This is a genomic window from Candidatus Methylomirabilota bacterium, assembly GCA_036002485.1.
Taxonomy (GTDB): Bacteria; Methylomirabilota; Methylomirabilia; order Rokubacteriales; family CSP1-6; genus AR37.
On sequence record DASYTI010000060.1, the window covers coordinates 1 to 13,715 of the forward strand.

The 13,715-nt window shown below is 68.6% G+C and carries 18 protein-coding genes; 8 read left to right on the forward strand and 10 right to left on the reverse strand.

The window, feature by feature from the left end:
* On the forward strand, window positions 1-483 hold a 483-nt coding region (locus tag VGT00_06730), incomplete at its 5' end, for a hypothetical protein (protein HEV8531093.1).
* Between the two features lie 91 nt (window positions 484-574).
* Here VGT00_06730 and VGT00_06735 read toward each other — a convergent pair.
* The 10 genes from VGT00_06735 to VGT00_06780 form a co-directional block, all read right to left on the reverse strand.
* Window positions 575-1,699 (reverse strand): site-2 protease family protein, encoded by a 1,125-nt coding sequence (locus tag VGT00_06735; GenBank protein ID HEV8531094.1) that lies wholly within the window; start codon window positions 1,697-1,699, stop codon window positions 575-577.
* 9 nt (window positions 1,700-1,708) lie between these two features.
* The gene (locus VGT00_06740; protein ID HEV8531095.1) at window positions 1,709-2,158 is read right to left on the reverse strand and encodes a ribonuclease III domain-containing protein; all 450 of its coding nucleotides are present in this window, start codon (window positions 2,156-2,158) and stop codon (window positions 1,709-1,711) included.
* Window positions 2,158-3,408 (reverse strand): beta-ketoacyl-ACP synthase II, encoded by a 1,251-nt coding sequence (fabF, locus tag VGT00_06745; GenBank protein HEV8531096.1) that lies wholly within the window; start codon window positions 3,406-3,408, stop codon window positions 2,158-2,160. The genes VGT00_06740 and fabF overlap by 1 nt, the downstream gene beginning before the upstream one ends.
* Window positions 3,409-3,431: 23 nt before the next feature.
* Window positions 3,432-3,668: an acyl carrier protein gene (acpP, locus tag VGT00_06750; GenBank protein HEV8531097.1), complete on the reverse strand. Its 237-nt coding sequence runs from the start codon at window positions 3,666-3,668 to the stop codon at window positions 3,432-3,434.
* A gap of 73 nt (window positions 3,669-3,741) precedes the next feature.
* On the reverse strand, window positions 3,742-4,494 hold the full coding sequence (gene fabG / locus VGT00_06755; protein ID HEV8531098.1) for a 3-oxoacyl-[acyl-carrier-protein] reductase: 753 nt from the start codon (window positions 4,492-4,494) through the stop codon (window positions 3,742-3,744).
* Window positions 4,491-5,435, reverse strand: a complete 945-nt coding sequence (gene fabD, locus VGT00_06760) for an ACP S-malonyltransferase (protein HEV8531099.1) — start codon at window positions 5,433-5,435, stop codon at window positions 4,491-4,493. The genes fabG and fabD overlap by 4 nt, the downstream gene beginning before the upstream one ends.
* Window positions 5,436-5,442: 7 nt before the next feature.
* Entirely contained in the window at window positions 5,443-6,423 is a 981-nt protein-coding gene (locus VGT00_06765) for a beta-ketoacyl-ACP synthase III (GenBank protein ID HEV8531100.1), read from the reverse strand.
* On the reverse strand, window positions 6,420-7,445 hold the full coding sequence (plsX, locus tag VGT00_06770) for a phosphate acyltransferase PlsX (GenBank protein ID HEV8531101.1): 1,026 nt from the start codon (window positions 7,443-7,445) through the stop codon (window positions 6,420-6,422). Before plsX ends, VGT00_06765 begins: the two co-directional genes overlap by 4 nt.
* 25 nt (window positions 7,446-7,470) lie before the next feature.
* Window positions 7,471-7,653, reverse strand: a complete 183-nt coding sequence (rpmF, locus tag VGT00_06775; protein ID HEV8531102.1) for a 50S ribosomal protein L32 — start codon at window positions 7,651-7,653, stop codon at window positions 7,471-7,473.
* A 45-nt stretch (window positions 7,654-7,698) separates the two neighbouring features.
* On the reverse strand, window positions 7,699-8,208 hold the full coding sequence (locus VGT00_06780; GenBank protein HEV8531103.1) for a DUF177 domain-containing protein: 510 nt from the start codon (window positions 8,206-8,208) through the stop codon (window positions 7,699-7,701).
* Between the two features lie 152 nt (window positions 8,209-8,360).
* Between VGT00_06780 and VGT00_06785 the strand changes: the two genes are divergently transcribed.
* The 7 genes from VGT00_06785 to ccsA (VGT00_06815) all read left to right on the forward strand — a co-directional run.
* A complete protein-coding gene (locus VGT00_06785; protein ID HEV8531104.1) occupies window positions 8,361-9,245 on the forward strand; it encodes a site-specific DNA-methyltransferase in 885 nt (294 codons plus the stop codon).
* Window positions 9,246-9,291: 46 nt separating this feature from the next.
* The gene (htpX, locus tag VGT00_06790) at window positions 9,292-10,149 is read left to right on the forward strand and encodes a zinc metalloprotease HtpX (protein ID HEV8531105.1); all 858 of its coding nucleotides are present in this window, start codon (window positions 9,292-9,294) and stop codon (window positions 10,147-10,149) included.
* Window positions 10,150-10,195: 46 nt separating this feature from the next.
* Entirely contained in the window at window positions 10,196-11,590 is a 1,395-nt protein-coding gene (gene ccmA / locus VGT00_06795; protein ID HEV8531106.1) for a heme ABC exporter ATP-binding protein CcmA, read from the forward strand.
* Window positions 11,591-11,745: 155 nt separating this feature from the next.
* Window positions 11,746-12,393, forward strand: coding sequence for a cytochrome c biogenesis protein CcsA (gene ccsA, locus VGT00_06800; GenBank protein HEV8531107.1), 648 nt, complete (start codon window positions 11,746-11,748; stop codon window positions 12,391-12,393).
* Entirely contained in the window at window positions 12,383-12,505 is a 123-nt protein-coding gene (locus VGT00_06805; protein ID HEV8531108.1) for a hypothetical protein, read from the forward strand. Before ccsA (VGT00_06800) ends, VGT00_06805 begins: the two co-directional genes overlap by 11 nt.
* 126 nt (window positions 12,506-12,631) lie before the next feature.
* Window positions 12,632-13,093, forward strand: coding sequence for a cytochrome c maturation protein CcmE (locus VGT00_06810; GenBank protein HEV8531109.1), 462 nt, complete (start codon window positions 12,632-12,634; stop codon window positions 13,091-13,093).
* A gap of 60 nt (window positions 13,094-13,153) precedes the next feature.
* On the forward strand, window positions 13,154-13,715 hold a 562-nt coding region (ccsA, locus tag VGT00_06815), incomplete at its 3' end, for a cytochrome c biogenesis protein CcsA (GenBank protein HEV8531110.1).

The window sequence follows — 13,715 nt, forward strand, 5'->3', positions numbered from 1 at the left end:
TACGACTACTGCCGGCAGGGCGGCATCACCTTCACCCGCAGTCGCGCCTGGAAGAAGAACGACAGCGCCCATGTCGAACAGAAGAACGGCGCCGTCGTCCGCCAGCTCGTCGGCTATGATCGCTTCGCCTCCAAAGCCGCCTATGCCCAGCTCGCCCGCGTCTATCGCCTCGCCCGCCTGCACGTCAACTTCTTCCAGCCCGTGCAGAAGCTCGTGAGCAAACAGCGGGACGGCGCCCATGTGCACCGCGTCTATGACCGGGCCCAGACGCCCTATCACCGGCTCTGCGCCGCCGGCGTGCTCCTGCCCCGCGTCCGCGAGGACCTCGAGGCGCTCTATCAACGCCTCCACCCCCTGCAGCTCCGGCGTGATCTCGAAGCGGCACTGGACCGTCTGTGGACCCTGGCCGCCCTGGATCCGCACCGCCAGGGGCATACCGAGATAGCCACCCCCTCCATGAAGTCCGCTTCTGAAGGCGCCTAGGCAATGGCTTCGGTAACCCTGAATTATGAGTTGACGAGTACAGGAGGGTAACCCTCACTTATGAGTTCCTACGTAGTCGGCCCCGCGGCCACTACTGTATCGCGATGGGAACAGGCGGGATGAGCAGGAAGAGCAGGATGAGGCAGCCGACGCCGACGGCGTAGCGACCCGGCGAGAGCGGCGAGAGGTCGTCGAGGGGCGGCTGATGCTGAAAGCCCATGACGAAGAAGAGCAGGAATGCCCAGACGAACCAGTTGCCCGACCCCGTGACCGCGCCGAGCGCTAGGAGCGCGAGAAACGTCGCGACCGAGACCTGCCGATGCCGCGCGCCGAAGAGCGCGTAGGCGATCCTCCCGCCATCGAGCTGGCCGACCGGGATGAGGTTGAGGGCGGTGACGAAGAGTCCTACCCACCCCGCCAGCGCCACCGGGTGGACGAAGACGTCATGGCCCGGGGGAATGGGGCCGAAGACGAGCCACGTCATGAATCGCATCACGAGCGAGTCGCCAAAGACGACGGCGCCCCCGGAGGGAACCGCGCCGACCTTGGACCAGCCGAGACCTATCCACAGGGCGGGCAGGGCCACGAGCAGGCCGGCGAGCGGGCCGGCGGCCGCGATGTCGAAGAGCGAGTTCCGGTCGCGCGCGGGCGAGCGCATGCGGATGATGGCTCCCAGAGTGCCGAAGAGAAAGGGGGGCGGCGCGGGGATGAAATAGGGGAGGCTCACGGACGCGCCGTAGTGTCGCGCGGTGAAGTAGTGGCCGAACTCGTGGGTACCGAGGATCCCGAGGAGCGTGAAGGCGAAGGGAAAGCCGTTCGCGAGTTTCAGCGGCTCGGTGAAGGGGTTGAAGTCGAAGAAGGCGCCCGAGCCCGCCACCACCGTGGAAAGCACCGTGAGCACGAACAGGATGATGTTCGTGCGCGGCCGCGAGGGCACCTCGACCTCGACGAAGGGCAGCGCCCGCACCCATGTCGTGCCCCCGCTCGCCTGGAGGAATGGCGTATAGCCGAAGGAACGGAAGCGCGGCTGGAGGCTCGTGATGGCCGTCGCGGGCGACTGGAGGAGGCGGCCCCCGAAGGCGAGGGCGTGACCCTCCGCCCTCACCTGCTCCACCTCGAGCACGCCGTGCAGCTGCGGGCCCAGCTCGGCGATGGCGAAGGCGGAGGAATCGGGGGAGGGCGGGACCGGCCGCCCGCGTAAGGGCCAGAAGCGCATGATCTCACGTTACCACAGGGCCCGCGCGGCCACCGTCCGGCGGGCCGCCTCGAGCCCGCCCTCGAGGTAGATGACGGCCAGCACGGCCTCGAAGGCCGTGGCCAGCACCGACTCCTTCTCGCGCCCGCCCGTCTGCCCCTCGCCCCGGCCCACGCGCAAAGCGGTCCCGAGCTCGATATCGGCGGCCCAGCGCGCGAGATTCGATCCCGAGATCAGGGCCGCGCGCTTCGGGGTCAGGGTGCCCTCGGACGCGCCGGGATCGAGACGCCAGAGATGCTCCCCGACCACCAGCCCGAGCACGGCGTCGCCGAGAAAGGCCAGCGCGCCATTGTCCGCGGTGCCGGGGTGCTCGTTGGCGTAGGAGCGGTGGGTCAGAGCCTGCTCGAGAAGCGCAACGTCCCTGAAGGGAAAGCCCAGGCGCGCGCCCAGGGCGCCGAGCGCGTCGGACCCGGCCGGCACTACGGGTGGAACTTCCTCAGAGCCAGCGTCGCGTTCGTTCCGCCGAATCCGAAGGCGTTGGTGAGGGCCACCTCGACCTCCTGCTTGCGCGCCTGATTCGGGATGTAGTCGAGATCGCACTCCGGATCGGGCTTCTCGTAGTTCATGGTCGGGGGGAGCACGCCGTGGTGGAGGGCGAAGGCGGTGGCGATGGCCTCGATGCCCCCGGCTGCCCCCAGCAGGTGTCCCGTCATCGACTTGGTCGACGAGACCGGCACCTTCTTCGCGTGCTCGCCGAACACGCGCTTGATGGCGAGGGTCTCGAACTTGTCGTTGTAGGGCGTCGAGGTCCCGTGCGCGTTGATGTAGCCGACGGCCGAGGGCTCAAGCCCGCCGTCGCGGAGGGCGGCCGACATGGCCCGCGCGGCGCCATCGCCCTCGGGATCGGGGGCCGTCATGTGGTGGGCATCGCTCGTCATGCCGTAGCCCACCACCTCGGCGTAGATGCGGGCGTCCCGCGCGCGCGCATGCTCGAGGGACTCCAGCACGATGAGCCCGCCGCCCTCTCCGCACACGAAGCCGTCCCGCTCGGCATCGAAGGGCCGGGAGGCCTTGGTCGGCTCGTCGTTGCGGGTGGACATGGCCTTCATCTGGCAGAAGCCCGCGATGGTCAACGGGATGATGATGGCCTCCGAGCCGCCGGCGATCATCACGTCGGCGTCCCCTCGCTCGATGATGCGCATGGCCTCGCCGATGGCATGGTTACCGGTGGCGCAGGCCGTCACCACGGACGAGTTCGGTCCCTTGGCGCCGAACCGCATGGAGATCACGCCCGAGGCCATGTTGATGATGATCATGGGCACGAAGAAGGGCGACACGCGGTCGGGCCCCTTGGTCCGGAGCGTCTCGTAGTTGTCGAGCAGTGTCTCGATGCCCCCGATGCCCGATCCGACGAGCACCCCGAACCGGGAGGCATCGACCCGGTCCGTCTCGAGCCCCGCGTCCTCCACCGCCATCACCGCGCAGGCCACCGCGTACTTGAGGAAGAGGTCGAACTTGCGATCGTCCTTCTTGTCGATGTACTTCAGGGCGTCGAAGCCTTTGACCTCGCCGGCAATGCGCGTGGCATAGCCCGCGGTGTCGAAGCGGGTGATGGCGCCGATGCCGGAGCGGCCTTCCAGGAGCGCGGCCCAGAACTCCTCGGCCGTGTTCCCCACGGGCGTGACCGCCCCCGCTCCGGTGATGACCACGCGGCGCTTGTCCATGCCCATGGACGGAAAGCCGGGCGCCCCGGCTATTGGTTCTCCTTGATGTAGCTGATCGCATCGCCTACCGTCGTGATCTTCTCGGCGTCCTCGTCGGGGATCTCGAGGTCGAATTCCTCCTCGAAGGCCATCACGAGCTCCACGGTGTCCAGGGAGTCGGCGCCCAGGTCCTCGATGAACTTGGCGTTGGGATTGACCTCGTCCTCTTCGACCCCGAGCTGCTCGACGATGATTTCCTTGACGCGCTCTTCGACCGGCTTTGCCATGCACACCTCCCGACTACCCGAGTGTATTGAACTCACACGACCGCTGCTCCGTCCACGGGGTGGGCGCCCTCCCCTACATGTACAGCCCCCCGTTGACGTGGATGATCTGGCCCGTGACATAGGCGGCCCCGTCACCGGCCAGGAATCGTACCACCTCCGCCACCTCCCGCGCCGCCCCCACCCGCTTGAGCGGCACCTGCCGGAGCAGGCTCTCGCGGGCCTCGTCAGGTATCCCGGCCGTCATCTCGGTCTCGATCAAGCCCGGGGCCACCGCATTGACCTGAATGTTCCAGTGCGCGAGCTCGCGCGCCGCCGATTTCGTGAGGCCGATGACGCCTGCCTTGGCCGCGGAGTAATTGGCCTGGCCCGCGTTGCCCATGGCCCCGGCCGCCGAGGTGATGTTGATGATGTGCCCGCTCTTCTGCCGCATCATGACCTTGGCGCCTGCGCGCGTCATCAGGAACACGCCGCGGAGGTTGGTGTCCATCACCTGGTCCCAGTCGTCATCTTTCATCCGCACGAGCAGCTGGTCTCGCGTGATGCCGGCATTGTTGACGAGCACGTCGATGCGTCCGAAGCTGTCCTTCGCGGCCTCGATCAGCCGCTCGCAGTCCTCTCGCTTGGACTGGTCCGCCACCACTCCCAGCGCGGCGCCGCCCAACGTCTCGATTTCCTTGGCGGCGGCGCCGACGCGGGCCGCGTCGCGGCCAGAGACTACCACGGAGGCGCCGTCCTCCGCCAGCAAACGGGCGATAGCGAGCCCGATTCCGCGTGTGCCGCCGGTGACGATGGCCGAGCGTCCGGCCAGCGCCTTGCCGTCGGTCACGCCACCGCTCCGCCCGCGAGCGCCGTCGCGGCCTTCTCGAGCGACTCGGCGTCCTCCACGGCGTGGCCGCGAGCCCCGTCGAGGGTGCGCTTGAGGAGCCCCGTCAGCACCCGCCCCGGTCCAACCTCGAACCATGAGGTAGCCCCGGCCCCGGCCAGGGCCTCGAGACACTCGGTCCACCTCACCGGGCTGACCACCTGGCGGATCAAGAACGGCTTGATGTCCCCCGCGCTCGTCGTGGCCTGCGCGTCCACGTTGCGAAAGACCGCCACCCGAGGCGCCTGCACGGCCATCGGCTCGAGCTCGGCGGCGAGGCGATCGGCGGCCGGGCTCATGAGGGCGCAGTGGAAAGGCGCGCTCACCGGCAAGAGCATGCTCTTCTTGGCGCCGAGCCCGGCCGCGGCCTTGAGGGCTCGCTCCACGGCTCCCTTGTGGCCCGCGATGACGATTTGCCCCGGCGAATTGATGTTGGCCACGCTCACGACCTCACCCTGCGCGGCCTCGGCGCAGGCCTGCTCGGCCGCGGGCAGGTCGAGGCCGAGGAGGGCCGCCATGGCGCCGGTGCCGACGGGTACGGCCTCCTGCATGAACTCGCCACGCCTGCGGACGAGCCGTACGGCATCGACGAAGCCGAGGGCTCCGGTCACCACCAAAGCCGAGTACTCGCCCAGGCTGTGGCCGGAGGCCAGATCGGGCCGGATGCCGCGCTCGTGGAGGGCGGCGGCGGCGGCCACGCTGGCCGCGAGGACGGCCGGCTGAGTGTTGGCCGTGAGCTCGAGCGCTTCCGCGGGCCCCTCGAAGCAGAGCCGCGAGAGCGGAAAGCCCAGCGCCTCGTCGGCCTTCTTCCACACGGCCGCGGCCGCGGCCGAGGACTCGGCGAGCGCCCGCCCCATGCCGACCGCCTGCGAGCCCTGCCCGGGGAACAGAAAGGCGATCTTCACGCGGGACCTACCAGCGCAGCAGCGCGGCGCCCCAGGTGAAGCCGCCCCCGAAGGCCGCCATCAAGACCAGGTCGCCCGGCTTGATCCGCCCGAGGGCCAGGGCTTCTTCGAGCGCCACGTAGACCGACGCCGCGCCGGTATTGCCGTAGCGGTCCACGTTGACGAGCACCCGATCCATGGGCACCTTGAGCCGCTTCACCGCGGCCTCGATGATGCGCAGGTTGGCCTGGTGGGGGATGAAGAGGGCGAGGTCGTCGGCCGTGATGCCGTTGCGCGACAGGATGCGCTCGGCGCAGTCGCCGAACATCCGCACGGCCACCTTGAAGACCTCGTTCCCCTTCATCCGGCAAAAGTGCATCCCCTTGTCCACGGTTTCGTGGGTGGCGGGGTAGCGAGAGCCGCCCGCGGGCTGGATGAGGAGGTCGCCGTAGCGGCCGTCGGAGTAGAGGTCGGTGTCGAGGATGCCCGCCTCCCCGTCGGAGGCGCGCAGCACCGCCGCCCCCGCGGCGTCGGCGAGCAGGATGCACGTGCCGCGATCCGTGTAGTCCACGATGCGCGAGAGACACTCCGCCCCGATGCAGAGCACGGTGCGGTACTTCCCGCTCTCGATGTACTGCGCGCCCACGGAGAGGCTGTAGATCGACCCGGAGCAGGCGGCATAGAGGTCCATGGAGCCCGCGTTGCGGCAGCCGAGCTGGTGCTGAACGATGTTGGCAGTGGTGGGAAAGGCCATGTCGCCCGTGGTGGTGCCGACCACGATGAGATCGATCTCGACCGGCTCCACGCCCGCGCGCTCGAGGGCCTGCTGGGCGGCCTTGAGGGCGAGGTCGGAGGTCGCCTCGCTCTCGTCGGCGATGCGGCGCTCGCGGATGCCCGTGCGCTGGACGATCCACTCGTCCGACGTCTCGACCATCCGCTCGAGCTCCTCATTGGTCAGGATGCGCTTCGGAGCATACGCGCCGACGCCGATGATCCGCGCCCGGGTCATTCGCGACCTCCCTCCCGCCCCTCGGCCAGCTCTGTCTCGGCCTCGAGGGCGGTCTTGATGTGCTCGTTCACGCCGTTCTTGACCCATTCCGCCGCCACCCGCACGGCATTCTTGATGGCCTTCACCGGGGAGGCGCCGTGGCAGATGATGGAGGCGCCGTTGATGCCGAGGAGCGGCGCCCCGCCCATCTCCGTGTAGTCCACCCGGCGCTTCATCCGATCGAAGGCCCGCCGGGAGAGGGCGGCTCCGGTCAGCGAGAAGACATTGCGTCCGAGCTCTTCGCGGATCATGGCCGTGAGCATCTCGGCCAGGCTCTCGGAAACCTTGAGGCAGACATTGCCCGTGAAGCCGTCGGTGACCACGACGTCGCAGCGGCCATTGTAGATGTCGCGGCCCTCGATATTGCCGATGAAGTTCAGAGATGACGTCCGCAGCTCGTCGAAGGCCTCGCGGGTCAGCTCGTTGCCCTTGCCCTCTTCCTGGCCCACGGAAAGCAGCCCCACGCGAGGATTGTCTTTGCCCACGATGTCGCGCGAGTAGACATGGCCCATGACGGCGAACTGGAACAGGTGGCGAGGCTTGGGATCCACGTTGGCCCCGGCGTCGATCAGGACGGTATAGCCGGACAGGCTCGGCAGCGCCGCCGCGATGGCGGGGCGGTCGACTCCCGGCAAGACGCCCAGCACGTACATCCCGATGGCCATGGCGGCGCCGGTATTCCCGGCCGACACGAGCGCCTCGCACTCGCCCGTCTTGCAGAGCTCGGCCGCCACGCGGAGCGACGAGTCGTGCTTGCGCCGGAGGGCATGCGAGGGCGGCTCCGCCATCCCCACCACCTGGCTGGCGTGGCGGACGGACACGGGCAGCTCCTGCGCCTTGAGCCGGATGATCTCGCGCTCGACGGCGGCCTTGTCGCCCACGAGCACCGAGGCGAGCCCGAACTCGCGGGCGGCCGCGACGGCGCCCTCGACCACGACGGCGGGACCGAAGTCGCCGCCCATGGCGTCTACCGCGATCTTCATCGGCCGCGGCTCACTGGCGTCGAAGCTACTCGCCCTCGATCGCGATGACTTCCCGGCCCTTGTAGTAGCCGCACTTCGGGCAGATCTGGTGAGGCATCTTCACTTCCCGGCACTGCGGACAGATGGACCGGGTGGGCATGGCCATCTTGTAGTGGGTGCGGCGCTTGCGCCCGCGGGTCTTGGAATGTCGTCGCTTCGGCAGCGGCATGGCGTGGTGGCTCCTTGAGCCGGGCCGGGCGGCCGGCCGGGCGCGCTATCGATGCAGTCGATCCGCGAGCGTCTTGAGGGCGGCCCAGCGCGGATCGCTGGTCACCGGCGCGCAGGCGCAGGCCACCGCGTTCCGGTTGACGCCACAGGACGGGCACAGGCCTTTGCAATCCTCGCGGCAGAGGGGCTTCATGGGCAGCCCGAGGGCCGCCTCGGTCTCGAGCAGGGCATCGAGATCGATCTGGTCATGGTCATAGACGTCGCTCTCGAGGTCGTCGACGCCCAGCTCCCGCTCCTCCCCGCGACCCGGGCTGGGGACGAAGCGCGTGTGGACATCGGCCTCGACCCGCGCCTCGTAGGGCTCGAGGCAGCGCGAGCATACCTGGGGCATGCGGGCCTCGAGCCGGCCGTCCACGAAGACCGTGTCACCCTCCTTGGAGACGGCGAGCTCGAGGTCCTCGAGTCGCCAGGATCGGTCCTGGAACGGCTCCGGAAAGGCCGAGACGCCCTCGATCTGTATGCCTTCCTCGGGAATTTCGGATACCCTGATGACCATGGCTGAGTCTCGCTAACCCTCGACAGAATTTGTAATTTTCCATTAAACCGGGTCAGTTTACGGGCGGCCTGTCCCGATTGTCAACCTCAAAGGCCCCCTCCCCTTCCCAGCATACGGCCAGAAGCCGGGCGCCGCCCTATACTGATCGGGCTGTGCACACGATTTATTTCGGCGAGAACCTCGATATCCTCCGCCGCCACGTGCCGGACGGCGCCGTCACCCTCGTCTACATCGACCCGCCGTTCAATACGGGCAAGCCCCGGTCGCACACGCGCATCAAGACGGTACGCAGCGCGTCGGGGGATCGTGTCGGCTTCCAGGGACAGCGCTACCGGACGGTCAAGATGGGCTCGCGCGCCTTCCCCGACGCCTTCCACGACTATCCCGCTTTCCTCGAGCCGCGCCTGCGCGAGGCGCGCCGGGTGCTCGCAGGCGATGGCACGCTCTACGTCCACCTCGATTACCGCGAAGTGCACTACTGCAAGGTGCTGCTCGACCGGATCTTCGGGCGTGACTGCTTTCTCAACGAGATCGTCTGGGCCTATGACTACGGCGGCCGCCCGTCGCGGCGCTGGCCGCCCAAGCACGACAATATCCTCGTCTATGTCAAGGATCCTTCGAGCTATGTGTTCGACAGGGAGGCCGTGGAGCGCATTCCGTACATGGCCCCGGGGCTGGTCGGCCCCGACAAGGCGGCGCGGGGCAAGCTGCCGACCGACACGTGGTGGCATACCATCGTGCCGACCCAGGGGCGCGAGCGTACGGGCTATCCCGCGCAAAAGCCCCTCGGCATCCTGCGGCGTATCGTCCAGGCGTCCTCTCGACCCGGCGATGTCGTGCTCGACTTCTTCGCGGGCAGCGGCACCACGGGGGCGGCCTGCCTCGAGACCAATCGCCGGTTTATCTTGATCGACGACAATCCAGACGCGCTCGAGGTCATGGCCCGACGCTTCGCGGGCGTCCGCGGCATCCGCTGGTTCGGCCTCGAGCCGCGCGCGACCGCCCGCCGGCGCCGGGCTTCGGGGCCAGTTGCTTGACGCTCTTGCAGCCGACTGCTAGCATTCGAGCTGGAGGCCCCCCGCAATGGCAAATCTGATCAAGACAGGCTTCCTTCTCATCGTTCTCACGTGCCTGCTCGTGCTGGTCGGCGGAGCTCTGGGCGGCCAGCAGGGCATGACCATCGCCTTCATCCTGGCCCTCGTCATGAACGTGGGCAGCTACTGGTTCTCCGACAAGATCGTGCTCTCCATGTACGGCGCCCAGCCCGTGGACGAGGCCCAGGCGCCCGGTCTCTATCGCATCGTCCGTGAGCTCGCGGCCAAGGCCCAGATCCCCGTGCCGCCGATCTACATGATCCCCGACGACTCGCCCAATGCCTTCGCGACGGGACGCAACCCCTCGCACGCCGCGGTGGCGGTGACGGAAGGTATCCTGCGCATCATGAGCGAGGAGGAGCTCAAGGGCGTGCTCGCCCACGAGCTCTCCCACGTCAAGAACCGCGACACCCTGACCATGACCATTGCCGCCACCATCGCGGGCGCCATCACCTATCTGGGACAGATGGCGCAGTGGGGGGCGATGTTCGGCGGAGGCCGCCGCGACAACGAAGAGGGAGGTGGCGGGGGTCTCGGCATGATCGGCGTGCTCGTCATGGCCATCCTGGCGCCTTTCGCGGCCTTGCTGATCCAGATGGCGATTTCCCGCTCGCGCGAGTACGAAGCCGACGCGACGGGCGCGCGCCTCGTCGGCAAGGCCTCGGGACTCGCCCACGCGCTCGAGAAGCTCGAGGCCGCCTCGCAGCAGAATCCGCTGCCGGCCTCGCCGGCCACCGCGCACCTCTTCATCGTCAATCCCCTGACCTCGGGCGGGATCGCCTCGCTCTTCTCCACTCACCCGCCCATCGAGGAGCGAATCGCCCGCCTCCAGGCGATGAAGCTCTGATCCGCACCGGACCGGGAGCCCGCCCCCGCCGACCCGCTCCCCCCGCATGATCCAGGCCCAGCATCTCCGCAAGGTCTACGGCGCCACCCGGGTCCTCGACGACGTCTCCTTCGAGCTCTCCGCCGGCCAGGGCTTGACGCTTCTCGGCTCGAACGGCGCGGGCAAGACCACGCTCCTCCGCATCCTGGCCACGCTGCTCCGCCCGACCTCGGGCGCCCTCCGGGTCGCCGGAGTGGATCCCGCGCGCGATCCGGAGACGGCGCGGGCCGCCATCGGCATGGTCGGCCACGGCGCCTGGGTCTACGAAGACCTGACCGCGCTCGAGAACCTCCGCTTCTGGGCGGTGATGGGCGGGCAGGCGGCGGGGCCCACGACGCTGCGCGCGGCCCTCGAGGCCGTCGAGCTCGGGGCCGCGGCCGAGCAGCGCGCCCGCACCTTCTCGGCGGGCATGAAGCGACGCCTCGCCCTGGCCCGCGTGCTCCTCGGTCGGTCGCGACTTCTGCTGCTGGACGAGCCCTTCACGGGGCTCGACCGTGCGGGACGCAAATGGCTGGCCGAGTTCCTGCTGGGCTTCAAGAGCCGCGGCGGGGCCTTCGTCGTCGCGACCCATAGCTTCGACGCGGGCCTCGGCGTCGGTGATCGCGTGGCCATTCTCTCGGGTGGCCGCATCGTTCTTGACCGGCCCGCCGCCGAGCTCGGCCGCGAAGATCTCCCACCGTCTGTACGACGACCTCGCCCTGGGCCCGGGGTCCGCCCCGTGAGCGCCTATCTCCGGCGGGCCGGGATCGTGGTCTGGAAGGACGTGCTGACCGAGCGGCGCAGCAAGGAGAGCCTCAATGCCCTCCTGTTCTTCTCGGTTCTCCTCCTCTTCGTCTTCCAGTTCGCTCTCGGGCCTGAGCGCGCGCGCATCGAGACGGCGCTGCCCGGGCTGCTCTGGCTTGGCTTCATCCTGGCCGGCGTGCTCGGGCTCGGCCGCAGCTTTCTTGTCGAGCAAGAAAACGACTGCTGGGAGGGGCTTGTCCTCACGCCCGGCGACAAGTCGGCCATCTACCTGGGCAAGCTGGCCGGCAATGTCCTGGTGATGGCCGCGGTCGAGGCGGCCTTGCTCCTGCTCTTCAATGTCTTCTTCGGGCTCGACTTCAGTGGCGTGCTGCCTCGGCTCGTGGTCGTACTGGCCCTCGGCACCCTCGGGCTCGCCGCCGTCGGGACGCTCTTCGCTGCCATCACCGCCCAGGTGCGTGCCCGCGAGCTACTCTTTCCCGTCCTCCTCCTGCCCGCCCAGGTGCCGGTGCTCCTCGGTGCGGTGAGCGCGACCGAGATTGTCCTGGCCGGGCAGCCGCTGGCCGAGGCCGAGCAGTGGCTCAAGCTCCTGGCCGCCGCCGATCTTGTCTACCTCGTGGTCGGCCTCCTCACCTTCGAGTTCGTCCTCGAGGGCGCGTGAGGGCCTGGAGCGCGCCGAACCGTTGACGAGCCTGCGTCCTGCCTTTACACTCGACCTCGTTCCGTTAACCCGCGCTGTGAAGGAGACTGGATGCAGGAGAATCCCGTGAAACCAGTGCTGCCGCAGCCTGAGCCGAGACTGCGCAAGGAGAAGGCATGACGCGCGCGCTCGGGTGGTTGGCGGCCCTGGCGCTCGTCATGGGCCTCGGCGCCGCCTTCGGCTACGCGCCGCGCGAGGCCGTCCAGGGCAATGTCCAGCGCATCATGTACCTCCACGTGCCGGCCGTGCTGACGGCCTATCTGGCTTTCGCGCTGGTCTTCGTGGGCGGCCTCGGCTATCTCTTCACTCGCCGCATGGGTTGGGACCGCCTCGCCGTGGCCGCCGCCGAGCCCGGCGTGCTCTTCACGGGCCTGACCATCGTCTCCGGCTCCATCTGGGGCAAGCCGACCTGGGGGACGTGGTGGACGTGGGACGCGCGATTGACGTCGACGGCCGTGCTCTTCCTGGTCTACGTCGGCTACCTGCTGCTCCGGGGCATGGTGGACGAGCCCGACCGGCGGGCGCGTTACTCGGCGGTGGTCGGCATCCTGGGCGCGGCGAATATCCCCATCGTGCATTTCTCCGTGAAATGGTGGCGCGCCCTCCATCAGCCGTCCACTATTCTCGGGCCCGAGCCTTCGCCCATCGCCGCGCCTATCGCCCTCACGCTGCTCGTCAACTGGATCGCCTTCACCCTCCTTTTCCTCTACTTCCTCGCACGTCGGGCCGAGATCGCCCGGCTCGAGGAGTCGCATGCCGGATAACTGGGGCTATGTCTTCGCGGCCTATGGCCTGGCCGCGATCGCGCTCGGCGCCTACTGGCGTCGCCTCGCTCATCGCGCGAAGAGCCTGGCCGGCCCGGGCCGCCCACGATGAGGGCCAGAGGCCCGAAGAGGCCATGGAGTCCCGTGAAGTCTTCCAGAGAAAAGCAACCCCGATGAGGGCCAGAGGCCCGAAGAGGCCATGGAGTCACGTGAAGTCCTCGAGAGAAAAGCAACCCCTGTGACCACGCAGCGGAAGTTCGTGGCGGGCGGCCTCGTCATCGTCGCCGCCCTCGGCTACTTGATCTGGTCCGGCGTGAGCCAATCCGTGGTTTACTTCGTGACGCCGAGCGAGCTCCTGGCCGCGCCGGTCGCCAACAAGACCTACCGGCTGGGCGGGATGGTGCTGCCGGGCTCGCTCAAGTGGGAGGCGAAGAGCCTCAGCCTTTCCTTCACCCTCTCGGACGGCAAGGGGCAGGTCTCCGTCAGGCACCGCGGGGCGCCTCCGGACCTCTTCGCCGAGGGCCGCGGCGCCGTGGTCGAGGGCTCCTGGGCGCGCGAGGGATATTTCCAGGCCTCGCTCATCCTGGCCAAGCACTCGGAGGAGTACAAGGCACCCCATGACGGCGCCGACCCCGGCTACAAAGAGCTGCTTCGCACGTTGAGACGCGAGCAGCGTACCGACGAGAAAGCGCCCCGATGAGGGCCATAGGCCCGAAGAGGCCACGGAGTTACGTGATGGCCCCGGAGACAGGCAAACTTAGTGATTCCTGAGCTGGGATATGCGGCCACGGTGGTCGCCTTCGTGCTGGCCCTCTACGGCGCCATCGCCGCCGTGGTGGGCGTCCGGACCGGCCAAGCGAACTGGCTGCGCACGGGCGAGCGGGCCGCGGTCGGCGTGTGGCTGCTCATCACCGCCTGCATCGCCCTCATGCTCTACGCCTTCCTGACCTTCGACTTCTCCGTGCGCTACGTCGCCGTGAACACGAACCGCGGCACGCCCTTCTACTACCGCATCACCGCGCTCTGGGGCGCCCTCGAGGGCTCCATCGTGCTCTGGGCGTGGATGCTCTCGATCTACACGCTGATCGTGGTCGTCCGGTATCGCCGCCGCCAGCCCGAGCTCTACCCCTGGGTCCTCTCGGTCATGCTGGGCATCCTGGCCTTCTTCCTCCTCGTCATGAGCGTTCCCGCCCCGCCCTTCGAGCGCCTGTCTCCCATTCCCCCCGACGGGCGCGGCCTCAATCCCCTCCTCGAGGACTCCGGCATGATCACGCACCCCGTGGCCCTCTACCTGGGCTTCACGGGCTTCAGCGTCCCCTTCG

Excerpts from the sequence above, each read along its gene's own strand:
- htpX (HEV8531105.1), top strand. The coding sequence starts at position 9,292 with ATGGCAAATCTGATCAAGACAGGCTTCCTTCTCATCGTTCTCACGTGC.
- VGT00_06765 (HEV8531100.1), bottom strand. The coding sequence starts at position 6,423 with ATGACCCGGGCGCGGATCATCGGCGTCGGCGCGTATGCTCCGAAGCGC.
- VGT00_06780 (HEV8531103.1), bottom strand. The coding sequence starts at position 8,208 with ATGGTCATCAGGGTATCCGAAATTCCCGAGGAAGGCATACAGATCGAG.
- plsX (HEV8531101.1), bottom strand. The coding sequence starts at position 7,445 with ATGAAGATCGCGGTAGACGCCATGGGCGGCGACTTCGGTCCCGCCGTC.
- VGT00_06805 (HEV8531108.1), top strand. The coding sequence starts at position 12,383 with ATGCCGGATAACTGGGGCTATGTCTTCGCGGCCTATGGCCTGGCCGCG.
- ccmA (HEV8531106.1), top strand. The coding sequence starts at position 10,196 with ATGATCCAGGCCCAGCATCTCCGCAAGGTCTACGGCGCCACCCGGGTC.
- ccsA (HEV8531107.1), top strand. The coding sequence starts at position 11,746 with ATGACGCGCGCGCTCGGGTGGTTGGCGGCCCTGGCGCTCGTCATGGGC.
- VGT00_06735 (HEV8531094.1), bottom strand. The coding sequence starts at position 1,699 with ATGCGCTTCTGGCCCTTACGCGGGCGGCCGGTCCCGCCCTCCCCCGAT.
- acpP (HEV8531097.1), bottom strand. The coding sequence starts at position 3,668 with ATGGCAAAGCCGGTCGAAGAGCGCGTCAAGGAAATCATCGTCGAGCAG.
- fabF (HEV8531096.1), bottom strand. The coding sequence starts at position 3,408 with ATGGGCATGGACAAGCGCCGCGTGGTCATCACCGGAGCGGGGGCGGTC.
- rpmF (HEV8531102.1), bottom strand. The coding sequence starts at position 7,653 with ATGCCGCTGCCGAAGCGACGACATTCCAAGACCCGCGGGCGCAAGCGC.